This is a genomic window from Arundinibacter roseus (assembly GCF_004348825.1).
Taxonomy (GTDB): domain Bacteria; phylum Bacteroidota; class Bacteroidia; order Cytophagales; family Spirosomataceae; genus Arundinibacter; species Arundinibacter roseus.
Genome location: NZ_SMJU01000005.1, coordinates 174,241 through 200,687 on the forward strand (window position 1 = coordinate 174,241; position 26,447 = coordinate 200,687).

Sequence of the window (26,447 nt, forward strand, 5' to 3'; positions counted from 1 at the left end):
TAGTAATCAGAATATATACTTACTTGAATGGTAGATTTTTAAATAAATTTTCCCAAACAAAAAACCTTACTCAGCTTTCTGTCTTTTCATGAAATTACTCCGACCGCAAACTTTTTACAGGATTCATCAGAGCGGCCCGGATGGATTGGTAGCTAACGGTAAGCAGTGCAATACTGACTGAGAGCAGCCCGGCCACGGCAAATACGCCCCAATGCAAATCAACCCGGTACACAAAATCGCTCAGCCAGGTATGCATGAGGTACCAGGCCACCGGCGAAGCCAGCAGAATGGCCAGGCCGACCAGTTTCAGAAAGTCAAATGAAAGCAGCGCCACGATGCCTGCAACCGAAGCGCCCAGTACTTTGCGAACACCGATTTCTTTGGTCCGAAGCTCCGCCGTAAACGTAGCCAAACCGAATAGACCCAGGCAGGCCACAAGAATAGTCAGGCCTGAAAAAAAGCCTAAAATGCGGCCAGTTTGCTGTTCGGCCTGATACACGGCGTTGAAGTTTTCTTCCAGAAACGAATAGTCCAGAGGCGTATCCACGGCAAACGTCTTCCAGACCTGATCAATGGTAGCGATGAGCCCGGGTAAATCTTCGGTTTTTACCTTCAAAATCACCTGACCGGAATTTTGGCCCAAAGTCATTACGAGCGGAGAAATACGTTCGTGCAAAGATTTGAAATGAAAATCTTCGACGACCCCAATGACCTGATACGACTTTTTGCGACCCTGATTATCGGGCCAGGTGATGGTATGCCCCACCGCATCTGCGCCCCAGCCGAAAGCCGTTGCGGCTGTTTGATTTAGAATAATACCAGAAGAATCGGTGCCGTATTCGGGCGAGAAATTTCGTCCGGCAGCCATTTGCATTCCCAGCGTAGGAATGTACTGCTCGTCCACATCGTAGCGTAGCGTTTTGACGAACTGCGTGGAATTGTCGTCGCCATAGATCAAAAAATTATTGTTGGAAGAAGGCCCGGCAGGCAAAAACCCGGAGACACTCGCAGCCAAAACCCGGGCATCCTGCATCAGCTGACGGCGAAAAGCCTGCTCTTTCTGACCGAGCCGCCAGGTTTCCTGCACCACCATCACCTGCTCTTTTTCGTAACCCAGCTTCGTATTTTGAATAAATTCTAACTGCTGATAAACAACCGTCGTGCCCACAATCAGAACAAACGAAATACAGAACTGCACCACCACCAGGCCGCTCCTCAACCCCAAACCCCGCGCGCCACCGCCCGAACTACTTCCGCCTTTGAGTACGTGCATGGGCTGAAAGGACGACAAAAAAAAGGCTGGGTAACTGCCTGCCAGAATCCCGACGAGCAAGCCAAACAAAAGCAAACCCGGCAACAGCCAGGGCGACGATAATGAAGCCAACGTCAGGTTTTTGTGCGAAAAATCATTAAAAAACGGCAAAGCTGCCAGTACAAGCCCGGCCGCCACTGCCAACGCCAGGGTGGTAAGCAGAATGGATTCGAGTAAAAATTGCGTAACCAAAGCGCTTTTATCAGAACCCATAACTTTACGAACACCCACTTCCCGTGCGCGCTTGGATGCTCCGGCCGTGCTCAGGTTCATGAAATTAATGCAGGCAATGAGCAGCATAAAAACTGCAATGGCACCAAAGAGATAGACGTAGCGAATATCGCCGGAGGTCCCAACATCGTAGGCAAAATCGGAGTGCAGGTGTACGTCCGTAAGCGGTTGCAGGTACAGCGCCACGTCATTTCCACGTTGCCGAAACTGCGTCAGCGACATGCCAAAAGCCTGTTCAAGCTGCGGAGCCATGTATTTCTCGACGACCTGCGGCAGTTTGGCTTCCAGTTTTTGGTAGTCATAGTTTTCGGGCAGCACGAGGTAGGTAAAAAATTCGGACTCCATCCAGGAATTTTCACGCGCTTCGGCAAGGCCTGCCATGGACAGGTAAAAATCAAACCGAAACTGTGTCTGAGTCGGCAGCGGGGCGAGCACACCCGTAATTTCAAAAACTTCGGTATCGCCTTTCAGCCTGAACGTTTGCCCGATAGCATCTGTGTTGCCAAAATGCCTGCGAGCCATTTCTGCGCTGATAATGGCCGTGTAGGGCCGCACCAAAGCAGTAGTCAGGTTGCCTTTTTGGAGCGGGAAGCTGAATATTTGAAAGAAATTGGAGTCAACAAACGCTACGGCATTCGCCTTGAAGGAATCATTTCCCCGCTGCACAACCGGCGATCCGGCTTGCCGCAGGCGAGTACTTTGGAGCACTTCGGGATACTCGCGCTGAAGCGTATGGGCGGTGGGCGGCATCACGTGCGCGTCCAGGATATTCCCGCCATTCATGGTTCCTTTGAAATATACCCGGACAATCTGACCAGCTTTTTCATGGAAGCGATCGTAAGCCAGCTCGTCGGCGACGTACAGGCCAATCAGCAGGCAGGTTGCAAGCCCGATAGACAGACCGATGGTGTTGATGGCCGAAAAGATTTTATTCCGCAGCAGATTCCGCCAGGCAATTTTCAGATAATTTTTAATCATGGCCAGGGTTATTTGTATTGAAAAAAACTACTCACTCCGCAGGCTTTTCACCGGATTCATGAGAGCGGCTTTAATGGATTGGTAGCTCACCGTAAGTAATGATATGAGAATCGAGAGCATACCCGCCAGCAAAAACATCCACCACTGAATGGTGATTTTGTAAGCAAAATCCTGCAACCATTGATCCATGATATACCAGGAAATAGGAGTTGCAATGAGAATAGCTATTAGAATTAGTTTAAGAAAATCGCCGGAAAGCATCGCTACAATAGTTGCAACCGAAGCCCCCAATACTTTACGCACACCGATTTCTTTGGTGCGGTGCTCAGCCGTAAAGGCAGCAAGGCCAAACAAACCCAAACAGGCAATTAAAATAGATAGCAGGGCAAACGTAATGAAGATGCGACCGATGCGTTGCTCAGCCCGGTACGTTTTGTCAAAATCCTGATCCATGAAACGATATTCAAAGGGTTGTCCTGGCGCCATACGCTTCCATAAAGCCTCTGCTTTTTTGATCGTAGCGCCTGATTCACTGGCATTTAGTCGGAAGGCAAATTTACCGGGACTATTTCCGAGTATCATATTGAGCGGTCCAATGGGACTATGGAGCGATTCAAAGTGAAAATCTTTGACCACACCAATGACCGTATAGGCTGGCTGAGAGCTGTCCTGAGGCCCGGTATTAGTCACCAGCTTTTTCCCAATAGGGTCGTCAAAACCAAACATTCGAACTGCTTCTTCATTGAGAACAATAGCCGACGAATCGGAGGGAAATTCTTTACTAAAAAACCGTCCTTCTACGACCTGAATCCCAAGAGTTTTTGCGTAATCTTCGTCTACTCTCCAATTCTGCATACTCATGCCTTTGTCCTGTATTGGCTGGCCTTCGGGGAAAATCATGTTATCACTTCGGGAAGACGGGGTTGGCAAATAGTCCGACATCGTGGCACTTTCGGCATAGCCCTGCGAGAGAATCTCCTGCTTAAAGACCTCCGTTTGGGTACCGAGTGCGTAGGCATTTTCAATAAGCACCACCTGATCTTTGGAATATCCCAGCGACTTTGCCTGAATAAAGTTGAGTTGTCGGTAAATAATGAGAGTACCAACAATGAGCATTACCGAAATCACAAATTGAAATACCACGAGAGAATTACGAAGAAATCCTCCTTTACCTTCCAAAACCAACCGTCCTTTCAGAACCTTAATTGCCTGAAATCCCGATAAAAAAAAGGCCGGATAGCTACCCGCCAATATGCCTACAATACCTCCTGTAAGCAGCAGCAGCAACCAGAAGCCAGGATTTTGAACAGGTAGGGTTATGTCTTTGCCTGCTAACTGATTGAATAAAGGCATAAGGGCAAATGCCGCAAGCAACGCCAGCACCAGCGAAAGATAACTTAGCAGTAAAGACTCTGTCAGAAACTGCGCTACCAAAGCGGAACGCTTAGAACCCAGCACTTTTCGGACACCCACTTCGCGGGCACGGCTAGCCGAGCGGGCCGTAGCCAGGTTCATGAAGTTGATGCAGGCTATGAGCAATAGAAAAATGGCAACAATTGAAAAAATGTATACGTATTGAATATTTCCATTCACGGATAGCTCCGCAACGCGGTCTGAATGTAGGTGAATCTTCGTAAGTGGAATAAGATGGTATTTCAAAAAATTTCCCGCTTTTTCGAGATCTTCCAGCGTTGTTCCGCCCATAGCGCCTTTGACATAGGGCCCCACGTAGTTGTCTAGAATTGTATCAAAATTTTTATCAAATTGCTGAGCATCCGTTTCCGGACTCAGCCTGATATAGGTGTTAAAGTTGTGCCCTCCCCAGTTGTTGCTCCGGCTTTCCTCGCGGGAAGCCATGGAAAGCAGCATATTCAGGCTACTCAAATGTGAATTAGCCGGAATGTTTTGCATTACACCGGTTACACGATAGATTTTATCATTATCCAGCAGCAGCGTTTGACCAACCGGATTTTCTTTTCCAAAGTATTTTTCTGCGTTACGTTCAGACAACACGAGGGTGTTGGGTTCGGTCAGAGCCTTTGCGGGATTTCCGCTAACCATCGGAATAGAAAAAACATCGAAAAAGGTCGAATCTGCAAATACTACCAACGCCTCCGTCAGGTTTTCGGTTGCCTCACTTTTCCGAACCAGATAGGAGCCATTTTCCCTTATTCGGGTGGCGGCTTCTACCTGAGGATAATCTTTTTTCAGGGTAAAGGCCATCGGGTCTGACGAAACAGCCAGCTTCATTTCCGGACCACCAAACTTAATATCGGCGTCAACCCGGTAAATACGCTCAGAGTTTTCGAAGAAGTGGTCGTAACTGAGTTCTTCAACCAAATAGAGTGTAATCAATAGGCAACTCGCCAGTCCCAGCGAAAGTCCAAAAATATTCAGGGATGAATAAAACAATTGCTTACGAACATTCCGCCAGGCAATTTTCAGATAATTTTTAATCATGACCAGGGTTATTTGTAATGAAAAGAACTACTCACTCCGCAGGCTTTTCACCGGATTCATGAGGGCAGCTTTGATACTTTGGTAACTGACCGTAATCAGCGCTACTGCGAATGTGGCTGCAATAGCCCACACAAAAAAGGACGGGCCCAGAGGAATATGGTACTTAAAATCCTGTAACCACTCGGACATGAGCATCCAGGCAACAGGCGCCGCTATCGTAAAAGCAATCAGCATCAGCAGGGAAATTTCCTTTCCAAAAATCCATAGAATCTGCTCGATGCTGCTTCCCAGTACTTTACGAATGCCAATTTCCTTGGTTTTTTGAGTGGCCATGAAGCGCACCAACCCGTACAATCCCAGGCAGCCAATGAGGATGGCAATGAGCGAAAAAGCCTGAATTAATTTCAACATCAGCGCCTCGGTGTCGTAGAAAGAAGCGATTTGATCATCCAGAAATTCGTGCTCATATAGCTGATCGGGATGCAGTCTGCTCCATGTTTGCTCAATCGATTTCAACGTAGTGGCAACATCACTTTTATTGATTTTTACAGCATAGGCATTGTAGCCGGAGATATCCGAAAAAACCGCAGCGGGGCTAATATCTTCGTGAAACGAATTGTCATGAAAATCTTTGATTACCCCAACGATCGTTCCATTTTTATCGCCATTAATACTCAGCGATTTCCCCAAAAGCTCTTCCGGAGAACTCAGGTTTAGCTTGCGGGCGGTCATTTCGTTGACCAGAAATTCGTTGGTCGTATCGGACGGAAAGATATTTCGCCCTGCGACCAGTTCCAGCCCAAAGGTTGACAGGTAGGCATCGTCAGCGGCTTTCAACGTCATCCGAAAAACCTCTTCTTCCTGTCGGTTGTCGTAGTAAGGCGTGGTGTTCCAGGAGTAACCGGCGGCCGGAGCGGCAAAGCAAAGGGAGACGCTTTCAACCCCCGACAGTTTCAGAAGCTCCTGCCTGACGGTCTTGGTACGCTCAGGCGCAGAAGCAATCGGAAGCATCACCACGGCCTCTTTGTCAAACCCCAAATCGGCTTCTTTGGAAAAGCGCATCTGCTCGGCAATGACAAAGAGCGCCACCATCAGCGCCTGCGAAATAGCAAACTGTACCACAATCAGCGCCCGACGGGTATTGAAACCGCCTATCGTCTGCTGCGACAGCTTCCCTTTTAAGGCTACAATCGGCTGAAAACCAGCAAGAATCAATCCCGGATATGCCCCGGCCAAAAAAGTAACGAGTAGTAATAGAGCGGGTACAAAGAGCAGCAGGGTGGCGTCTGACAGGAAATCAAGACGAACCTCTGCGCCAAACCATTGGTTGACGTAAGGCAACGCAAGCCAGGCTAGCATCAGCGCGAGCAGGCCCGCCAACAGAGTGATCAGGGCGGTTTGGGCTATAAATTGCCAGAAAATCTGACGTCGTAAACTTCCCAGGGCTTTACGTATACCCACCTCACCTGCCCGATTGAGCGCCTGCGCGGTGGCAAGATTTATGAAATTGACACTTGCCGTCAGGATCAGGAAAAGGCCAATTAAAGAAAGCACCCATAAGTTGCTTTTCTTCATGCTTCCCTGATACCGTTCGTTAAAATGCACATCGGCCAAAGGTTGTAATTTGTAATGATGTACGTTCTTGCTTTTTGCCCGATACTTTTCGACGTACGCAGGCAGTACGGCTTCCACCTGAGCAGCAGAGACTTGCGGACGGAGCCGGATGTAGCATTTCATGGCGCTCATGATTCCTCCCCACGAATCTTCACTCGCGAGCCATTCGTTGTAGGATTTCAGGGTTGGATAAGAAATAAAAATCTCTGCTTTTTGATCCGTATTGGGTGGCAGATTTTGTAGCAGTCCGGTTACGCGAATCTCAATACTGTCGTTGATCTGAAACGTTTGATTGATGGGATCAACTTCTCCAAACAGTTTTTTGGCGACCCGTTCAGTAACAAGAGCCGTCCGGGGTTCGGTAAGAGCCGTGGAGGCATTTCCTTGTAAAAGCGGAAAATTAAAAATTTCGAAATAGCCCGGTTCGGTAAATGCTATTCCGTTTTCTTCATTAAATTTTTTGGTTTCACCGGTCGTTTTTACCTTAATTAACTGTTCGTCGAAAGTCGCAATCCGGGCTATCTTTTCGCCAAAATCATGATCCATGCGCAGGGCATTTCCCAATGGGGCGGGCACACTCGAAACGTAGGTAATGTTATCCCGATGCTGCTCCGTTACGATGCGGTATATACGTTCTGAATTGGCATGAAATGTATCAAAACTCAGATGGTATTTTACCAACGCAAACACCAGAATGGCGCAGCAAATTCCTAAGCCAAGCCCCAGAATATTAATGGTAGCGTAGGAACTATTTCGTTTTAAAGAACGAAAAGCAACAAGAAAATAATTTTTTATCATGGCTAATTTTTGTTAGGATAAATAAGGAAATATCTGATTTATTTTAGAGATAATTTTCCTCCAAACCTTTGATAAATTGACTTATCAAAAACTGTTTTTAATTCAAATATGAATTTTTTCAGTCACTACTTTTCCATCAAAAAGATTTACGGTACGGTGGGCAAAACCAGCGTCATAGGGCGAGTGCGTTACCATGATGATTGTGGTGCCGGCTTCGTTGAGTTGTTTCAGTAAATTCATCACTTCTTCGCCATTTTTGGAGTCAAGATTTCCCGTAGGCTCATCTGCCAGAATGATCTTTGGCGTCGCAACTACCGCCCGTGCAATTGCCGTCCGTTGCTGCTGTCCGCCCGAAAGTTGTTGCGGAAAATGATTGCGGCGGTGCATCATGCTCATGCGTTCGAGGGCCGCTTCGACACGCTGTTTACGCTCTTCGTTGGGCGTTTTGAGATAAAGCAGCGGGAGCTCAATGTTTTCATATACCGTCAATTCGTCAATCAAATTAAAGCTCTGAAACACGAATCCGATGTTTCCTTTTCTAATTTGAGCACGCTGTCTTTCGGACATATTGCCTACTTCGGTCCCATAAAATTGGTACGACCCTTCGCTCGGATTATCCAGTAAACCGAGGATATTCAGGAGCGTGGATTTCCCACAGCCCGAAGGCCCCATAATGGCTACAAATTCTCCGTCCAGGATTTCCAGATCAATCCCGTTCAGGGCGGTAGTTTCTACTTCTTCGGTAGAAAACATTTTTTGAAGATTTGAAATTTTAAGCATTCGTCAGGAATTAGGTAGTTTGGCTATAAGTTGTTTATTTACCAGTAAGAAATTAAGAGAATTGAGAAAAACCTACTTAACTTCTTAATGGTTTACTATATTTTACAAAATCAAAATTCAAGAACCTCATTCTCACCAAAATTTTCGTACGAACTTGTGATCACTTTTTCGCCGGTTTTGAGTCCTTCCAGCACTTCATAAAACTCCGGATTTTTACGTCCCAGCGAAATCGTCCGCTTCACGGCCCGCTTGCCCGACTGATCTACCACATACACCCAATTGCCGCCGGTATCGGAGAAAAAGCCACCAACGGGCAGGAGCGTAGCCTGCGACGGCTGCCCCAATTGCAGGCGAATGGGCGCCGACTGCCCGCGCTTGATGCGCTCGGGTGCGCCACTAACAAAGCGCATGTCTACCTCAAACCGCCCGCTGCGTACTTCGGGATAAATCTTGACGATTTCGAGTGCATAAGGCTTTCCGTCAAAATCCATAGCGCCGGCTAATCCTACAAAAATTCGGGAAATGTAGTGTTCATCGACGCCCACGCGCATTTTAAACCCGTCGAGGTCGTCAATCTGACCGATGTTTTGTCCCTGATTAATATTTGACCCCACCTCCACATTCATGGACGAAAGCAAACCCGACACCGGAGCTTTTACCACGAGGTTGTCCAGCGTTTGTCGCCACAGGCTCACGTTCTTTTGCGTATTGGCCAGGGTACCTTCCAGCTGCTGAATCTGCATTTTGGCGTTTTCTTCCTGGTATTTTTGCGATTCTATCTCAATCGTTCGTTGCTGCGCCAGCCGGTCGTAGTCACGCTTGGTTTTGAGATAGTCGGCCTCCGGAATTACCTTGTCCCGAAACAGCTGCACGTTACGGTCGTGGGCATCTTTGGCCTGTGCAATTTGAAAATCCAGTTCACTGAGCGTTTTTTGCAACGTAAATCGCTCAACCCGAAGGCGTTGACGCGTATTTTGCAGATCGTTTACCAGCCGGCTTGCTTCGGTTTCTGACTGCAAAAAGTTTAGTTTCAGACTCTGATTTTCGAGTTTGAGCAGCACTTCGCCTTCTTTCACCATGTTGCCGCCTTCTACCATTTTCTGCGTTACGTATCCGCCCACGATGGCATCCAACTGAATCGTTTTGAGCGGCTGCACAACACCTGTTACCACAATAAATTCGTCGAATTGCCCCTGCTTTACGGTCGAAATCGTTACCTTATCCTGCTCAACGTTTAACTTACTACGGGTATCGGTAAAGAAAAATTGATAGATAAGCAGGCTCGCCACCAGAACGCCTCCTGCCAGATAACTCAGGCGGCGAGAGTTCCAAAAACGTTTGGGCTTTGCACGATCCATCCCCGATTGGCCCAGTGAATTTTTGGCGAGCGGCGTTCCCAGAGGAGATGATTTTAGGTCAGTTGGCATACTATAAATGGGTATTGTCTATATTTAAATGGTCTGTGACTCTATCTATTCAATCCTTGTGCCAGCGCTGAAAATTTACATTAACCTATTGAAAATCAACTATTAATTATCAATTCAAGTCTTTCAGGTTGTTCATTTTCGGACGTTATTGTTCGGCACCGGACAGTTTGTTTTCCTCATGGTTTTTCTAACTGTTTCTTTGTTAATACCTTAGCAATTGATCCTTCCTAAGGTACATTTTTTGTTAGTTGATCTTTGCTGTTTTTCCTGATTTTTAAAAAAAACGGGTACTCACTTTTACCTTTAACACCGTCTGGAAAAATGTTTTTATACCCATACTCACCCGACCAACCCTATGAATCTTGACCAGGCCAAATTATTAATTGTAGATGATGACGTTGACGTGCTCAGCGCCGCAAAGTTGCTGCTCAAACGGCACCTTCGGCTGGTTGATATTGAGAAAAATCCTGAAAAAATCCCATTTTTGATTACGAATGGTGCCTATGATCTGGTCCTGCTCGACATGAATTTTACCCGCGACGTCAGCAGCGGGCGTGAGGGGTTTCAATGGCTGGATCGAATTCTGGATATTTCGCCGTCCATGATCGTGGTGTTGGTTACGGCCTATGGCGATGTCGAAATGGCCGTGCGCGCCATCAAATCCGGAGCGACAGATTTTGTGCTCAAACCCTGGGAAAACGACAAACTTCTGGACACGCTGCAAAAGGCACTTTCCACCAAAACCGACGGCAAAACGGCCAAAGAAACAAGCGCTGCCAAAGCGCCTGCATCGTCGCTGATTGCAGCCGGACCGGCTATGCAGCAGGTCCTGAACACGGCGGAGCGAGTGGCGCCAACGGATGCCAATATTTTGATTTTGGGAGAAAATGGAACCGGAAAAACCCAATTGGCCCGGCATATTCATCAACATTCGCTTCGTGCGCAGTTGCCGTTTGTGGTCGTAGATTTGGGCGCTTTGAGTGAAAATTTATTTGAAAGCGAGCTTTTTGGACACGTCAAAGGTGCTTTTACCGATGCACGCGAAGACCGAGCCGGGCGGTTTGAAGAAGCCAAAGGAGGTACTATTTTCCTGGACGAAATAGGAAATCTTCCTATTTCCTTGCAGGCAAAACTTTTGACCGTCATTCAGGAAAGGCGGGTTACACGGGTGGGTTCCAATAAATCCATTGCGATTGACGTACGTCTGATTTGCGCCACCAACCGCCATCTCGACGGCATGGTGGCCGAGCGCAGTTTTCGGCAGGATTTACTCTACCGCATCAACACCATCGAGCTCGATTTGCCACCGCTACGCGAACGTCCCGAGGACATTGCGCCTTTGGCAGAGTACTATTTGAAGCAATTCCGAAAAAAATACAACCGGCCCGTTGCCTCCGTCAGTACGGCCTTGATCAAAAAAATGCAGCAGTATAACTGGCCCGGAAATATCCGGGAATTGCAACATGCGATTGAGCGGGCGGTCATTCTGACGCAGGAAAAAGTACTGCAACCCGAAGATCTTTTTCTGAAAAATGTGGGCTCCGAACCCGTTTCAGCCACAGCTTTTGACCTGGAAGACATGGAAAAAAACATGATCGTAAAAGCCCTGAAACGGTACAATGGCAACATTACGGACGCAGCCCGCGAATTGGGCCTGAGCCGCGCAGCGCTGTATCGACGGCTTGAAAAATATGGACTTTAAGAGATACTCCTGAATCATTTTACCTCACGCTCAAATTCCGATTCTGATGCATCATTTTTCCATGGGTATACTTTGGCGGGTGCTCGGCCTGATTGCCGCCGGGGTTGGGATGGGGCTTGTCCTCACCAAACCCGATCCCAACGGAATGCTGGCGCTTATTCTGCTCATGGTCACCGCTATACTTGGGCGGGGGCTGTATGTATACGTCACGTCGTTTAACCGCAAATTTGTCCGTTTCCTGGAATCAGTTCGGTATTCTGACTTTACCATTAAGTTTCGGGCAGACAACCAAATGGGGCCGACTTTTCAGGAGCTCAATCAGCAGTTTAATGAAGTACTCATGGCATTTCGGCAGGCACGAGCCGAAAAAGAAGCCAACCTGCAATACCTCAACGCCATTGTACAGCATATCAGCACGGGGCTCATTACGTTCGATTCTGACGGCAAAGTTAATCTGATCAATAATTCGGCCCTGCGGCTGCTCGACATGTACCGCATTCGGCAACTTTCTGACTTACAGGACACTCATCCTCAGCTCTATAAATTACTTTCTGAACTCGAAACCGGCGTTCGGGAATTGTACCACAGCCCGCAGGAACAACCGTTGGCGATTCAGGCAACGACCATTCAAATGCGGGGCAAATGGGTACGGATTGTGGCGCTGCAAAACATAGGCACGGAGCTTCAGCAGAAAGAAGTAGAAGCCTGGCAAAATCTGACCCGGGTGCTGCGCCATGAAATCATGAACTCAATGACGCCAATTGTATCACTCGTAGGCACCATGCAACTCATTGTAAATGAAGATATTGAAAAAAGTTCAACGAATCAGGAAGCGGTAGATGATCTGAAAGAAGCACTCCAAACTCTCGGCAAACGGAGTCAGGGCATGATGAAGTTTGTCAATGCCTACCGCGATTTCACGACTTTACCCAAACCAAACGTACGTCAGGTTGCTGTTCGTGAACTAATTCAGGAAGTTTTGCAGCTCTTGCAAACCGACATCACGTTGGGCGGTGTGGTGTGTCAGGTAGAAATTACGCCCGAAACGCTGAGTATACGGGCAGATGCGGATCAGATTCAGCAGGTATTAATTAATCTTATAAAAAATGCGCTCGAAGCGTTGAAAGAGCAACCCGCTCCCCGGCTCACGATTTTTGCGCGCCTGCTCGACAGTCAGAAAGTTTCTATCGAGATTCGGGATAATGGATTTGGGATTGAGCCGGAAGCCCTCGAACGAATTTTTATTCCTTTTTATACTACCAAAAAAACCGGCTCCGGCATTGGTCTGAGCCTTTCCCGGCAAATCTTACAGCAACATAACGGGCAGCTCACGGTGCAGTCGGAAGTGGGCACCGGAACATCTTTTTTCTTGTTGGTATAATATTGATTTTATTAAACCAACCATTTCATCCAAATCAGAATCTTATCCCTACGATTTAAAAGAAAAATTCTTATGAAACATGCAGCTTTTTTAGTCGTGCTAGTTGTTAGTATAATGGCTTGCTCAGCCGATTCCATAAAAGAACTATCCGCCGAAAAAGTGATTCGCTACAAAGAAACTGTGGCGCTTCCCGGCTCGGCAACCGGCACGTTGACCTTTGCCGAGGTAACCGACAGCCGCTGTGCCGATGGAGCCACCTGTATTTGGGCAGGCAATGCTACCGTAGACCTCGAACTCAAAAGTACTGCCACGACCGAAGGACAAAGCATTCGTTTGTGCCTGGGCGATTGCAAATCGCTTTATCCCAATGCCGCCTTTCGCAGCACAGATACGGTTCAGGTTCAGCTCGACAACCAACGTTACTCACTCATTCTGACCGACGTATCACCTTATCCGCGTCTGTCAGAAGTGGCATTTAAAAAAGAAGCCTACACCATTAAGCTCATCCTGAAAAGCCTGTAACAGCCTGCTTTGGCCGGATTTTCTATGGTTGAAACCAGTGGATTTTATACCTTCTGTTCGCATTGTTGAGATTTTTGATTATACTTGAAAACCCGTGCAAAAATGGTGTACGGCTCACGGCAACTTTTTGCTTAACTCAACCTTTCCCGAACGCGCATTTTCATGAAGAGGACTCAAATCTCGCTCCTTGAAGCCTTAATTCCCATCGTATTTTTGATGGCCCTGCTGGCAATCAACGTCTTTACCTTTGAAGATTCTCTGGGCGGCCCCAATCAATTTGCGCTGCTGCTCGCTGCTGCCGTTGCTACACTTGTAGGCTACACCAAAGGTGTTTCGTACAAAGATGTGATCGGGCAAATTTCACGGAACATCGAAAGTACTTCTGAGGCTATCATCATCTTACTTTTAGTTGGCTCTCTGGCCGGTACATGGCTGGTGAGTGGTGTGGTGCCGGCTATGGTATACTATGGCATTCAGATCTTGCATCCATCCTTTTTTCTGCCTGCCTGCGTGGTCATTTGCGCCATCGTCTCGGTAGCCACGGGTAGCTCGTGGACCACAAGTGCTACCATCGGAATCGCGCTCATGGGGATTGGCAACGCCCTCGGAATCTCGGAAGGAATTGTGGCCGGAGCGGTTATTTCCGGTGCCTATTTTGGGGATAAAATGTCGCCGCTTTCGGACACCACCAACCTTGCTCCGGCAATGGCAGGAACGGATCTTTACACGCACATTCGGTATATGGCTTTCACCACGGTTCCATCTATTGTGCTGGCACTCGTAATTTTTGTCATCATTACCTTTAATCTCGACACGGCGAGTGTGCAGAGTACTACGCAGATTCTGTCGGTTATTGAATCAAAATTTGTCATAACGCCCTGGCTATTTCTGGTTCCGATTACGGTTATTGGCCTCATTCTGCGACGGACTCCTCCTATTACTGCACTGCTGGCAGGAGCGCTGCTTGGCGGCGTTTTTGCGCTGATTTTCCAACCACAAATCCTGACGTCGATGGCCGGTGTCAATGCGCTGAACGCTACGGTTGCTTTCAAGAGCATCATGACGGCACTCACATCCAGTGTTTCCATCGAAACCACCGATGCTTCTCTCAACGACCTGTTTTCGTCGGGCGGAATGGCCGGTATGCTCAATACCATTTGGCTGATTCTTTGTGCAATGACCTTTGGTGGCGCCATGGAAGCAAGCGGTGCGCTGGAAAAACTTACCAAAAGTATTTTGAAAGTAGCTACCTCTCCTACCGGCTTGTTTACGAGTACGGTTTCTACCTGTATTCTATTCAATCTTACGGCTTCTGATCAGTATTTGGCCATTGTTGTGCCAGGCAAAATGTTTGCCAAAGCCTATAAAGCCAAGGGCTTAGCTCCCGAAAACCTGAGCCGTTCGCTGGAAGATTCCGGCACGGTAACGTCCGTTTTGGTGCCCTGGAACACCTGTGGAGCCTACCAAAGTGGTGTCCTCGGCGTGGCTACGCTCGACTATCTGCCGTACGCTTTCTTCAATATCATCAGCCCGATTATGACGCTGACTTTTGCGTGGTTTGGAATAAAAATTCGCCGGATTTCGCAAGAAGACCTCGATGCCGCCTCAGAACCGGTGGTACAGGCAAGCTGAAAATTTTAACTCAATTTTACACCAAATAAATCTTTGGAGCGCACATAAATCCAGCTGACAACGGCGATAGTTACCACACCGCCAATCAGCACCGACGGAACCGTGCCCAAAAACCGTGCAGCCACCCCTGACTCAAAAGCCCCCAACTCGTTGGACGAGCTCACGAAGATGCCGTTGACGGCCGCTACTCGCCCGCGCATTTCGTCGGGTGGATAAATTTGCAGAATCGTTTGCCGGATAATCACGCTGACGCTATCGCAGGAACCCGTCATAAACAGCGCAAAACACGACAGCCAGAAAAAGGGCGAAAGTGCGAAAATGATAGTAAAAACGCCAAAACCGGCGACCGCTAACAGCATGTTGCGCCAGGCGGTATGCGTGGGTGGATAGTACGCCATGAAGAACATCGTGAGCAATGCACCCACCGACGGCGACGCCCGCAACATCCCGAGCCCTTCCGGGCCGACGTGCAGAATGTCTTCGGCAAAAACGGGTAAAATGGCAACAACACCGCCGAAAAGTACCGAGAAAAGATCCAGCGAAATGGCATAAAAAACGATGCGGGTTTTGGTCACAAACTGCAATCCTTCCCGCAGATTTTGCCAGATTGTTCCCGGATTGGTCGCCACCGGAATCGGCTTTTTAGTAATCATTGAGATGAGCACGAGGCATACCACAAAGCAGCCAATAACAACCAGCAAGGTGTTGGCAAGACCTATAAATACATACAAAAAACCCGCAATGCCCGGCCCCATCACCGAGCCCGCCTGCCAGAAAGAACTGCTCCACGTAGACGAATTGTGGTAAATAGCCCGGGGAACGAGGAAAGGTTTTAGAGAAGAGGACGAAGGTGAATAAAATCCTTTGGCAGCACCAATCAGAAAAAAGACTGAGTAAATGGCCACCAACCGTTCGTTGAGGGTATATTTTGTATAAAATTCCGGTTGAAAAATTAAATATAAAATTACCGAAGCTACTATAATGATTGTCAGGCTGATACGCAGTATCCACCGCTTGTCGTAGCGATCGGCTACGTAGCCGCCAAAAAGCGACACCAGCACAAACGGGACTACCTCGGCCAGGCCAATGAGGCCCAAAGAAAGCGGATCGTGGGTAATTTTGTATAACTCATAACCGACAATTACTTCCTGCATCAGAAAGCCGACGGTAAACAAAAAGCTGTTCGCAATGAAGTAGCGAAATTCAGGGTATTTGAGCGCCGCGTAGGGATCGTTCGGGGAAATGCTTTGCAAAGGATTTGACAGGAAAATGAATTAAAATCAGGCCGAAAGTAAATAGATTTGTAACGTGCAGTCTACCTCACAAAGATACGGGCAATGTGTAAGATACGCTCAAAAAATCTGTGGCGTTATTTAGATTAAAAATACCAGCAGGACAACGCCTTCATTGGCAAATCAGCCTGAATCCGTGTACCTTTACCTCCAAAAAAACACCATCTCTTGAAAGCAAAAAAGGAAAAATCAAGCGAGAAAAAAGTAAAGGCGGTGTACTCCATTCCTGACATCGCCGCCATTCTAACCCTGCCCGAAGGACAGGTAAAACGCTGGCTTCGGGAATTTACGGCTACGGCGCCATCGTCTTCCTCCGAACTATCGTCCCGGAAAAGCGATACCGTCGATTTTCTCACCCTGATCGAATTTTACACCTACTTTCAGCTGAGGCAGCTTGGGGTTGGGCCAGCCAAAATCAATAATGCCCGGAGTATTTTGTCGGGCATGATGCATACAATCCACCCTTTTGCAACCGCCAATATTCTGACCGACGGAAAAAATATTTTTTATAATGCGGAGGTAGGTCAGCTGATTAAAGCCGATCAAACGCTGCAACTTTCTATTCAACAGGTAGTGGAGCCATTCTGCAAACGTATTGAGTTTGGCGACGACGCACTCCCCGTAAAACTTTACCCGCTCGGACGTGAATCGGCCATTCAGATTGACCCTAACCGGCAGGCCGGACGACCCGTGGTAGGCGATACGGAAATTCTTTCCCAAACCGTTTTTGACTTATTTCTGCACGGTAGCAGCGTATCACAGTTGGCCGAACAGTTTAGTCTCACCGAACGGCAGGTGGAAGATGTTATTCTTTTTCACGAAAAATAAAAAATCAACGCATGTCTGGCACCGACCGCAAAAATATTCACGCAGGCCTTGAAGTATCCATCGTTCTCAAACAGGATCAGCGCTCAGGCACGCTCACGGAGGGCGTGGTCAAAGACATTCTGACCAAAGCGCCTTTTCATCCGCACGGCATCAAAGTTCGCCTCGAAACGGGCGAAGTTGGCCGCGTAAAGGTCATTCACGATTAATCAGCTTTGGATGCTTTCAGGATGAGCTCTGCCCGGAAAAGCCCATCGGCTGATTGCAGCAACTTCCCTTTGAGCCGGGGATTATAAGCAGACCGTTCCGCCAGAAATGTTCGCACAACCTGCACAGCCTCCGTCGTTTGGTACGAACCCAGGGTTGAATTAAGCCACGCCTGAGGAAAAAATATGTCGCCTGTTTTTTGAATTTCTTCCAGCAATTCCAGGCTTTTTGGCAAATATTTTACGGATCGCTCCGCCCGCAGCGGATGATGCAAATATCCCAAAGCGGCCGATACCCAGGCTTCGCGTTCGCGGTTTTTATCGTCAGCAAGCGAGGCAAAAAAGGCATCCCGAACTTCGCCGTCAGACGCAAGCGCCGGGATCATAAACCGCAGCCTTTTCTGACGATCAGGGTTTTTGATTCGCTCGACCTGCTGCTCCAACAATGCCTTTTCAGGATAATCCCGCACGGCTAATGCCAGCGCCAGCGCTGTGTAGTCGTCTTCGGTCAGGGTGATTCCGTTCGGTGCTTTTTGCGTTTTCCAAATCGTATACAACTCATCCTGAGTAACTTTTGAAAGTGTAACGGATTGGTAAAATTTAAACAAAAGCTTTTTGATATTCGGATTTTCCTGTACCTGCATAGCCTTTCGGGTTTCTACTTCCAGTTTTGTAGCCAAAGCAGGCCGTTGACCAGACGGTATAAATTGCCAGAAAATCGAGCTCAACTGCCCGGTAAGCAAGCGTATGTTCAGCTCTTCTTTTTCGGCAATCAACAAAGGGATGTAGTTCGTGAGAAGATCCTCCGGCTTTACCATTTTTTGACTCAGCATATTCTCATACAACGAAATATAGGCCGACGCCCGCATGAGCGCATTGGGCAAGGTTGCAAGGTTTGGCAGCATCGCTGGATCAACCGAAAAAAGTCCGTAGCCCTGTCCCGAAGAATTAACCAGGACGAAGGTTGGTGCAGGCTTGCCGGCAGCTTCCGGCACTGCCACAGAAACAGCATTCATGCCTACGGCGATTTCCTCTACACGGTCGGGATACACCAGCGCAACCTCAACCGATTGGGGCCACAGCCGTGTAGAGCCATCTTCGGCTTGTTGAGTCAGTTTCAGTTCGGCAATTTTCCCATTTTCTTTTTTTAGGGAAAAATCAATCATCGGTCGCCCGGTTTCATTGACCCATACGTGGTTCCAGGCGGCCAGATCCAGCGGTGTGCGGGCATCCAGAATTGCGATCAGATCCGGCCAGGTGGCGTTACCAAAAGCGTATTTTTTGAGATATTCTCTTAGTCCGTCGCGCAGATTATCCTTGCCAATGAGGCGTTCGAGCTGCCGCATCATGATGGGCGCTTTGTGATAAATAATGGGTCCGTACATGCTACCCGCCTGATTTAGGTTTTCCAGCGATTGCCTGATCGGGTTCGGACCTTCGGTGCGGTCGACTTCGTAGGCCGCAGGCACGTGTGACACCAGAAATTCGAGCTCGTAGTTGCTGTTTGCTTCGGTCGTTTCGGTGATTTTGTCGGCCATAAAATTGGCAAAAACCTCCTTCATCCACACATCATTAAACCACCGCATCGTGACCAAATCGCCAAACCACATGTGAGCCGTTTCGTGAGCGAGCAATTTAGCACGGCTCAGTTTTTGATCTTTGGTGGCGCCTTTATCCAAAAAAAGGCTCGCAGATTTGTACTGAATAGCTCCCACATGCTCCATGCCACCGTACTGAAAATCAGGAATTGCCGCAAAGTCGAACTTCTGAAATGGGTACTTGATTTGGGTATAATCTTCCAAAAAAGCCAGCGCTTCGGCATGCGTATTAAAAATCGGGTCCAGGCTCAGGCTAAGCTTTGTCGTGTCGGTTTCGCGGTGCAGGAGCGTCATTTCCCGTCCATTTATTTGACGCGTCCAAGAGAAAAATTCACCTGCTACAAATGAAAAAAGGTAGGTAGGAATAAGGTCCGATAGCCTAAAATTGTAGGTTTTCTGACCGTCTGAACGTGTACTGTCGCGGAGCGGTGCGTTTCCCATCGCATTCCAGTGGGCGGGCACAGTTAGTGACAATTCAAAGCGGGCTTTCAAATCCGGCTGATCAAAGCAGGGGAAAACCGTCCGGGCACGATCCGGCACCAATAGGGTATACAGAAAATCTTCGCTGCGGTTGAGCGAGCTATTGCCCGCCAGAAAATCAACTTCGATGGCATTGACGCCCGTTTTCAGGTCGTTGGCCGAGATAAGCAGATGCTCTTTCTCAAACCGGATCGGCACTTCTTTTTCATTGACTCGTAGTTTTTTCAAACGTTCAGCATTCTCCCGGAAATCCAGTTGAAGATCGGCTTTGGACGCTACCCGGCTAAACCGAACGACGGCCTGCGCCGCAATATTGCTGTCTTTCTGTGCTGGAATTTCAAAATGAAGTTTGTAAGAAATATCGCTCAACTGCGCTGCACGCTGCTGAGCCAACGCCTCAGAAACACCATCTTCAACCAGCACCGAACCAACGGGCGACTGACGGCAGGCCGCAAGGACCCATCCAAAAAAGAGCAAAAGCAGAGAATATTTCAAAGTCGTGAACAGAAAAGGGTGAATAAAAAAAATTGGATCAGCCGGGAAACGAATGTACAAGCGCAAGTTGTTTTTTACAAAAAAGCTTTTTACCTGCTAAACGAAGCCCGATACGCAGAAGGTTTCTGGTTTTTGAGCATTCGAAACGAGCGGTTAAAATTGGAAAGGTTGTGAAAGCCGCAATCCATCGCAATCTGTTGAATGCTCTTTTTATCCTCCATCAACATCCGGCAGGCGTACCCGATCCGTACCTCGGTCAGAAACTGAATGTAGGTTTTTTGGGTGCGATTCTTGAAATATCGACAAAAATTAGCCACCGACATATTGGCAAGTGACGCCGCCTCTTCAATCAAAATACGGCGATGAAACTGTGAAAGTGTAAATTCATAGATCCGGTTGATAGTATCGGTGTCGAAGCGGTGGTACGAATCCAGAAAACCTTCGCTGCTCAAATAGACCAGTTCGTCAGACTCGGCAATGGTTTCCAGAATTTGCAGGAAAAGCGCAATTCGCTGAATCCCGCTCGGAATTATAATTAATTGAGACAGAGAATCAAGCACTTTTGTGCGGGTAGTTCCCGTGATACGCAGCCCGCGTTTGGCTTTTTCAAACAACCGCCGCACGGGTTCCATTTCTTTCAGATTAAGAAACTCTGTTCCAAAACAGTCCGGTAAAAATTGCAACACCCGGGACTCAGCCATGAGCTCCGAATCGGCAGAATAATAGCCCGAATCGTTTTTCCAGACGTGCGGCAAACTGCTCCCCAGCAGCACGAGGTCGTCTTCCTTAAATTCTTCAATGCTATCGCCCACAAAGCGCGTACCCCGGCTTTGTACAATATGCGTGAGTTCCAGTTCGGGATGAAAATGCCATTTATCGTACAGAACCGGCAGGTAGTCAACCCTCGAAACAAAGGAGTAATTAGCCGACGGATGTATCTTTCGGAGAATAGCTTGCATGATATAGTGCTATATTTTAGAGACCACAGAATCAAAATTGATAATATTTCACTGGAAATAGATAATATTTCACAAAAAATGTATGAATCTAATGTGCAATTTTGTGTACTGATTATTCCTAAAAAGATTTTTTAAACTTTTCTCAAAGTCGGGAATTAATAAAAAAATTTAATTTTCATCATAGGTTAATTGTTATAGTAAAGGTCTCTTACTTTGTGGGAGACCTTCTTTTTTCTACTGAATTTTTTATTTGAAACATGCAACATAAAGTACTGAAAATCAACGCCTCAGACAATGTAATTGTGGCCCTTCGCTCACTGGAAGCTGGCGAAAAAATTACGTTTGAAGGTGAGACTTACACCCTTCCACGAGCCATTGCAGCCAAGCATAAGTTTGTTACTGAAGACCTCAACCCCGGCGATTCTGTCACAATGTACGGGGTGCTTGTGGGCAAAGCCACGCAGCCCATTGCGCGCGGGGAGCAAATCACCACTTTTAATCTCAAACACGAGTCTGACGAATATTCGGTGAGCAAGCGGCAGGATCGCACGCATTGGCAGGCGCCCGATGTTTCGGCCTGGAAAGACCGGACTTTTATGGGTTTTCCACGCTCGGACGGGCAAGCCGGAACGGCCAATTACTGGCTCGTAATTCCGTTGGTTTTTTGTGAAAATCGCAATATTCTGAAATTAAAGGATGCTTTTGACAAAGCGTTGGGCTATGCTTTCCCGGACGTGTACCTGCGGCAGGTCGGCGATTTGGTGCAGCTGTATAGTAGCGGCCAAACCGAAGCGCTGAAAAGCTATAAAGGCGTTACGGAAGCAGCAGCCGTAGCCAATCATCAGCCACTTTTCAAAAATCTGGACGGCATCAAATTTCTTACGCACGAATCAGGCTGCGGCGAAAGCAATCAGGAGTCGGCATTGTTGGCCGCACTTTTTGGGGCTTACGCCAACAATGCCAACGTAGCTGGCGTGACGGTGCTGAGCCTGGGCTGCCAGAAAACGCAGTTTAGCGACCTTACCGCCGAAATCAAAAAGCGGAATCCGGCTTTTGACAAACCTGTGCTGTTTTTTGAGCAGCAGTCCTACGGCACCGAAATGGACATGATGTCTGCCGCCATTCGCGAGACGTTCCTGGGATTAATAGAAGCAGATACCCTCGTGCGGCAGCCTCAGCCCCTGTCAAAACTTAACATTGGTTTGAAATGCGGCGGTTCGGATGGTTTCTCGGGGCTGTCGGCCAATCCTGTGCTTGGTCATTTATCTGATCTTGTGGTGGCCCTTGGCGGCACTACCTACCTGGCTGAATTCCCGGAGCTTTGTGGTGTAGAACAGGAGCTTATTGACCGCTGCATGAGCGTAGAAAAAGCGCAGAAATTTGAAATGCTCATGCGCGACTATTCCTCAAAAGCAGAAGCCGTTGGTGCAGGATTTGACATGAATCCATCGGCAGGAAATATCAAAGACGGCCTCATTACGGACGCCATCAAGTCGGCAGGTGCGGCCAAAAAAGGCGGCCTTGCGCCCATTGTCGACGTGCTCAACTATACAGAAGTAGCCCGCGAACCGGGCCTGCAACTCGTATGCACGCCCGGTAACGACGTATTGGCCACCACTGGACAAGCCGCCGCCGGTGCTACCATTATCCTTTTTACGACTGGCTTGGGTACGCCCACTGGCAATCCAATTTGTCCGGTAGTGAAAGTTTCTACCAACACAAGTCTTGCCAATCGTATGCCGGACATCATTGATTTTGATTGCGGGGCAATTATTGAAGGTGAAAAAACGATCGAGGAAACCGCCGAAGAATTATTGGACTATTGTATAAAACTGGCAGGCGGCGAACTGAAAACAAAGGCTCAACTGCTTGGTCAGGATGATTTTATGCCCTGGCGTCGGGGTGTAAGTTTATAGGGCACGTTAGCCGTCGGGCGCATCGTCAGGAGCTTCTCTCGAAAAACGTTTTTCAATATGGTCCATACTGTGCGTAGCGGTAGAGCCATGAATCAGGAGGGAAATCAGCACGGTAAGCGCCACGAGCGACCACACTTCTTTGCTTTGGGAAAAATCTGTTTTTCCCAAAGCAAAGGATAAATAAAAGAAAGACCCGATGCCTTTGATCCCAAAAAAGGAAATGGTCCAGCGCTGAAAAGAATGAAAGCCCGCTCCGGCCAAAGCCACATAGCCCGCCAAAGGCCGCACCACAAAAACAAAGGCGACCGCCAGGAGAATCATCGGCAGCGAAAGCTCTTCCAGAATTCCGCTCACGAGGCTTCCCCCAAATAAAATCAGGACAATAGCTACCAAAATACGCTCGATCTGATCCGTAAAGGAATGTAGTTGGGTGTGAAATTCGTGCTTGATTTCGTAGTTACGAATCGTGACAGCTCCCACAAAAACGGCAATGAAGCCGTAGGCATGAATCAGCTCCGTGAAACCATAGATGAATAGCGTAGCGGCCAAAGCCACGAAGCCATTGTGCATGACCAACACCTTGAAATCCTTCGATTTTTTGAATAAAATAAACGCCAGTAGTCTTCCCAACAAAAACCCGGCGATGGTCCCGACAATCATTTTGTAGAGTACATCTACCAGAAACCATTCTGTAAAACTCCCTTCACCCGTTGTAGAAATTTGTGCCCACGTAATGGCTAACCACGTAAACGGAAATGCCATTCCGTCGTTGAGTCCGGCTTCGCCTGTGAGCCCAAACCGTACATCGTCGCGCTTTTTTTCGTGCGGTGGGCCCACCTGCACATCCGACGCCAACACCGGGTCGGTTGGCGCCAAAACTGCACCCAACAACACCGCCGACGGAAGGTCGAAGCCAAGGAAATACCAGCACAAAAAAGCCATGCTGCTAATACTCAGCAGCATCGTTATGCTGACAAGCCGAAAAGGAACCGACCAGTTTTTGAGGGTAAACGGGCGATCAATCTTTAATCCTGAACCCATTAAAGAGATAATTACCACAAGTTCGGTCAGGTGTACAGTGTATTCTTGTTTTCGGATCGGGTCCGGCAAAGGCATGTTGTCTCCAAAAATATAGAGCACCGCTCCGAAAGCTACGTACAAGATAGAGTACGATACTTTTATCTTTTTGGAAATCTGAGGCATCCATGCCATGCCGAGCGACGCCAACCCAATCATCATCATTACTAGCAGGTATGTATCCATAGGGAGAATATGAAAGAGAAGCATGTTTTCCCAACCGATGAAAAAATCGTACCTGACTCAGTACGTTAAATTTCAGGTAAAAAAAGAATGGAAATCAATGAGGGTAAAGCGGTAGTTGATTGTCTCAGTATGAGGGGAAAATTGCCTGGCAATTCATATATTTATAATTAAAATTTTTCATAAAAAAATACCACAGCCGACTTGTATACTTTTCAGGCCATCTTCTCGTTAAAAAAATAATTTACATATGGATTTTTTTAATTCCCGATTAAACCTCCCCGACTGGCAATTGTCTAAAAATCAGAGTTCAAAACCCCCAATACAACCTATAATCTATACAGCCATGAAAACCATAAAATCCGTATATTTTCTGCTTGCGCTTTTGACCGCAGGTTTTTTTAGTTCCTCCGGCGTTCAGGCACAGCCGCAGGTGGGCGTTTCTTTTCAAGTGTTCTACAATGAGCTCGCTCCTTATGGCCGGTGGATGTCGCATCCGCAGTACGGCTCGGTGTGGTCGCCCAATGTTGGCAATGACTTTCAGCCCTATGGCACCAATGGCCAATGGGTCGTAACCGAGTATGGAAACACGTGGGTGTCAGACTATGACTGGGGTTGGGCGCCTTTCCACTACGGACGCTGGTTTTTTGACGACATGTACGGCTGGGCATGGGTACCCGACTACGAGTGGGGCCCCGCGTGGGTAGACTGGCGGAGCGGTGGTGGCTACTATGGATGGGCGCCTTTGTGGCCGGGCATTCGGGTGGGCGTTTCGTTCAACATTCCGTTCCGGCACTGGATTTTTGTCCCACAGCGCTACATTGCCCGTCGGGGAATTTTCCGCTACTGCGTGCCCCGCACCCGCATCGTGAATGTGTACAATCAGACGACGATTATCAATAACTATTACCGCAACGACAACCGCATGTATGCCTACGGCCCCCGCCACAGCGAAATCGAGCGTGTTACCCGAGGCAGCGTACCGGTGTACCGGGCCGAAGAAGTTCGCAGCAGTCGCTATACGGCGTCACGTCAGAATGCTGATGGAACTTACCGCGCCAATGGAAACAGCCCGAGTGGACTATACCGCGAAGATCGCAATACAAATACGAACCGGGGAGCCGCATCCAACCGTACTTACGACGCCAACACGTCTTCGGGCGGACGCAGTAGCTACGAGGCCGATGACTCAGGACGCAGCAGCAACCGGGTAGAATCCGGACGTACTTACGAAGCACCGCAACCCGCGGCCCGGTCGCGCAGTAACTCATCGGGGACGTACACACCCAACGGAAGCCGGGAAGAATACAACGCTCCGCAGCCACGCACCTATGAAGCCCCGCAGCCTTCGTCGCGGTCGCGCAGCAGTTCGTCAAACAGCAGCAGTCGGGAAGGCTACAACGCCCCGCAGTCGCGGAGCAGTAGCCCGTCTGTTGAGCGGCCATCGAGCCGAAGCAGGGAGTCAAGCCCTCGGGTTCAGCAGGCACCGAGCCGGTCGCAATCGTCGGAAAGAGCACGCACGTCTGCACCTCAGACACGCAGCAGTAGCCGTAGTTCAGAACGCCCGGCCGCTGCACCCTCTCGTTCGTCGGGTTCAACCGAGCGCTCTTCGTCTAGCCGCGAACGCTCTCCACGCTAACGGTCATTTGCCAGAAAGTGAACAGGGCGTTTGTTCCTGATCTATTGATAAATACCTAGCCAAATCGAATATTGCATCAAGTACATGAGTCATCCCCGCCTAATGGGGATGACTCATTTTTTTATACGGAAAAATTAAATAAAATTTCCAGAGATTAGTTTAGATGAAATGGCTGGGAATCTTTCTTACCAATCAGTTGCGCTCCTTTAATAAGGGCCAATACCATCACCCCGATAATCAAAACGGTCAGTAGCTGTAAGCGGGAAAAAAATTCGGATTGCAGCACACTGCTGTGCGAGTTACGAAAAAGCTCTTCCCCAACCGTTGACTGAATCTGAGTGAGCTCGTTTAGTCGGATAATGGTCTGTTGAAATAATGTGCTCCCCTGTCTTTCAAACAATTGAATTGCTTCCTGTCGCCGACCCGCTTCGTGTAGCGTAAGGATGGTTTTTTCTAACCCGGCGTATTCATTGATCCGGTGTTGAAATTGGTTCAGACTTTTGAGCTCAGCTTGTACCAGATAGGTTTTACCAAAAGCATCAATCAACGAATCGATTTTTTGATTGTGCCCGGCAAGTTCTGCCGCAACTGCCCCAAAGGAAGCTTGCCTGTCACGCAGCAGGTACCCTTCCACAAGCAGACGCTTGCGGTAAAGGTTTTCGGTCAGGTAAATCATGTCGATAGCCGGAATCAATCGGTCTGCATACATAGAAGAAAACGACTGATCGACGCGTCCCATCGTGTAGCTCGAAAGCAGTGAACTGGCCAGAATAAATACCATCAGGCCGCTCAAAAGCAGCGCTGCTTTCATTTTTTGCTGAATTATAAAGGACCATTTCATGACAGAATAGGAGCGTTAAATTGACACTTTGAAATACGAGCGGACAGGTCAAAACATTTTGAAAAAAAATCGTGGGCCGCACGGGCATACAAAGTATCT

18 protein-coding genes are annotated in these 26,447 nt (G+C 48.2%); 8 read left to right on the top strand and 10 right to left on the bottom strand.

Features of this window, described 5'->3' with window-relative positions:
• Positions 1-94: 94 nt before the first annotated feature.
• From EZE20_RS09110 to EZE20_RS09130, 5 genes are all read right to left on the bottom strand, one after another.
• Positions 95-2,521, bottom strand: a complete 2,427-nt coding sequence (locus tag EZE20_RS09110; RefSeq protein ID WP_132116767.1) for an ABC transporter permease — start codon at positions 2,519-2,521, stop codon at positions 95-97.
• A 27-nt stretch (positions 2,522-2,548) separates the two neighbouring features.
• On the bottom strand, positions 2,549-4,981 hold the full coding sequence (locus tag EZE20_RS09115) for an ABC transporter permease (protein WP_132116769.1): 2,433 nt from the start codon (positions 4,979-4,981) through the stop codon (positions 2,549-2,551).
• 27 nt (positions 4,982-5,008) lie between these two features.
• Positions 5,009-7,393, bottom strand: coding sequence for an ABC transporter permease (locus EZE20_RS09120; protein WP_132116771.1), 2,385 nt, complete (start codon positions 7,391-7,393; stop codon positions 5,009-5,011).
• 102 nt (positions 7,394-7,495) lie between these two features.
• The gene (locus EZE20_RS09125) at positions 7,496-8,173 is read right to left on the bottom strand and encodes an ABC transporter ATP-binding protein (RefSeq protein ID WP_132116773.1); all 678 of its coding nucleotides are present in this window, start codon (positions 8,171-8,173) and stop codon (positions 7,496-7,498) included.
• Between the two features lie 110 nt (positions 8,174-8,283).
• On the bottom strand, positions 8,284-9,531 hold the full coding sequence (locus EZE20_RS09130) for an efflux RND transporter periplasmic adaptor subunit (RefSeq protein ID WP_132117109.1): 1,248 nt from the start codon (positions 9,529-9,531) through the stop codon (positions 8,284-8,286).
• Positions 9,532-9,955: 424 nt separating this feature from the next.
• On the opposite strand from EZE20_RS09130, the gene EZE20_RS09135 reads away from it, so the two are divergent.
• The 4 genes from EZE20_RS09135 to nhaC all read left to right on the top strand — a co-directional run bounded on the left by EZE20_RS09135 (position 9,956) and on the right by nhaC (position 14,837).
• Positions 9,956-11,302, top strand: coding sequence for a sigma-54-dependent transcriptional regulator (locus EZE20_RS09135; protein ID WP_132116775.1), 1,347 nt, complete (start codon positions 9,956-9,958; stop codon positions 11,300-11,302).
• A 46-nt stretch (positions 11,303-11,348) separates the two neighbouring features.
• Positions 11,349-12,683: a sensor histidine kinase gene (locus tag EZE20_RS09140; RefSeq protein WP_132116777.1), complete on the top strand. Its 1,335-nt coding sequence runs from the start codon at positions 11,349-11,351 to the stop codon at positions 12,681-12,683.
• Between the two features lie 72 nt (positions 12,684-12,755).
• A complete protein-coding gene (locus tag EZE20_RS09145) occupies positions 12,756-13,205 on the top strand; it encodes a hypothetical protein (protein WP_132116779.1) in 450 nt (149 codons plus the stop codon).
• Between the two features lie 162 nt (positions 13,206-13,367).
• Positions 13,368-14,837 (top strand): Na+/H+ antiporter NhaC, encoded by a 1,470-nt coding sequence (nhaC, locus tag EZE20_RS09150; RefSeq protein WP_132116781.1) that lies wholly within the window; start codon positions 13,368-13,370, stop codon positions 14,835-14,837.
• Positions 14,838-14,842: 5 nt separating this feature from the next.
• Here nhaC and EZE20_RS09155 read toward each other — a convergent pair whose 3' ends face one another.
• Complete coding sequence (locus tag EZE20_RS09155) at positions 14,843-16,090, bottom strand: MFS transporter (RefSeq protein WP_132116783.1); 1,248 nt, start codon at positions 16,088-16,090, stop codon at positions 14,843-14,845.
• 207 nt (positions 16,091-16,297) lie between these two features.
• Between EZE20_RS09155 and EZE20_RS09160 the strand changes: the two genes are divergently transcribed.
• Positions 16,298-16,957 carry a DUF433 domain-containing protein gene (locus EZE20_RS09160; RefSeq protein WP_132116785.1) on the top strand — a complete coding sequence of 220 codons (660 nt, stop codon included), beginning with the start codon at positions 16,298-16,300 and terminating at the stop codon, positions 16,955-16,957.
• Between the two features lie 11 nt (positions 16,958-16,968).
• Positions 16,969-17,163 (top strand): YwbE family protein, encoded by a 195-nt coding sequence (locus EZE20_RS09165; protein WP_132116787.1) that lies wholly within the window; start codon positions 16,969-16,971, stop codon positions 17,161-17,163.
• Here the strand turns inward: EZE20_RS09165 and EZE20_RS09170 are convergent.
• Together EZE20_RS09170 and EZE20_RS09175 are read right to left on the bottom strand one after the other, a co-directional pair.
• The gene (locus EZE20_RS09170; RefSeq protein WP_228713656.1) at positions 17,160-19,733 is read right to left on the bottom strand and encodes a M1 family metallopeptidase; all 2,574 of its coding nucleotides are present in this window, start codon (positions 19,731-19,733) and stop codon (positions 17,160-17,162) included. The genes EZE20_RS09165 and EZE20_RS09170 overlap by 4 nt on opposite strands.
• A gap of 89 nt (positions 19,734-19,822) precedes the next feature.
• Positions 19,823-20,692 (bottom strand): AraC family transcriptional regulator, encoded by an 870-nt coding sequence (locus EZE20_RS09175; protein ID WP_132116789.1) that lies wholly within the window; start codon positions 20,690-20,692, stop codon positions 19,823-19,825.
• Positions 20,693-20,949: 257 nt separating this feature from the next.
• On the opposite strand from EZE20_RS09175, the gene EZE20_RS09180 reads away from it, so the two are divergent.
• Positions 20,950-22,608: a UxaA family hydrolase gene (locus EZE20_RS09180; protein WP_132116791.1), complete on the top strand. Its 1,659-nt coding sequence runs from the start codon at positions 20,950-20,952 to the stop codon at positions 22,606-22,608.
• 6 nt (positions 22,609-22,614) lie between these two features.
• Here EZE20_RS09180 and EZE20_RS09185 read toward each other — a convergent pair whose 3' ends face one another.
• A complete protein-coding gene (locus EZE20_RS09185) occupies positions 22,615-23,871 on the bottom strand; it encodes a cation:proton antiporter (protein WP_165933446.1) in 1,257 nt (418 codons plus the stop codon).
• A gap of 343 nt (positions 23,872-24,214) precedes the next feature.
• Here EZE20_RS09185 and EZE20_RS09190 point away from each other — a divergent pair, with 343 nt between their 5' ends.
• Positions 24,215-25,507: a DUF6600 domain-containing protein gene (locus tag EZE20_RS09190; RefSeq protein WP_132116795.1), complete on the top strand. Its 1,293-nt coding sequence runs from the start codon at positions 24,215-24,217 to the stop codon at positions 25,505-25,507.
• Between the two features lie 154 nt (positions 25,508-25,661).
• On the opposite strand, the gene EZE20_RS09195 is transcribed toward EZE20_RS09190, so the two are convergent.
• Positions 25,662-26,348 (bottom strand): MCP four helix bundle domain-containing protein, encoded by a 687-nt coding sequence (locus EZE20_RS09195; protein ID WP_132116797.1) that lies wholly within the window; start codon positions 26,346-26,348, stop codon positions 25,662-25,664.
• Between the last annotated feature and the right edge of the window lie 99 nt (positions 26,349-26,447).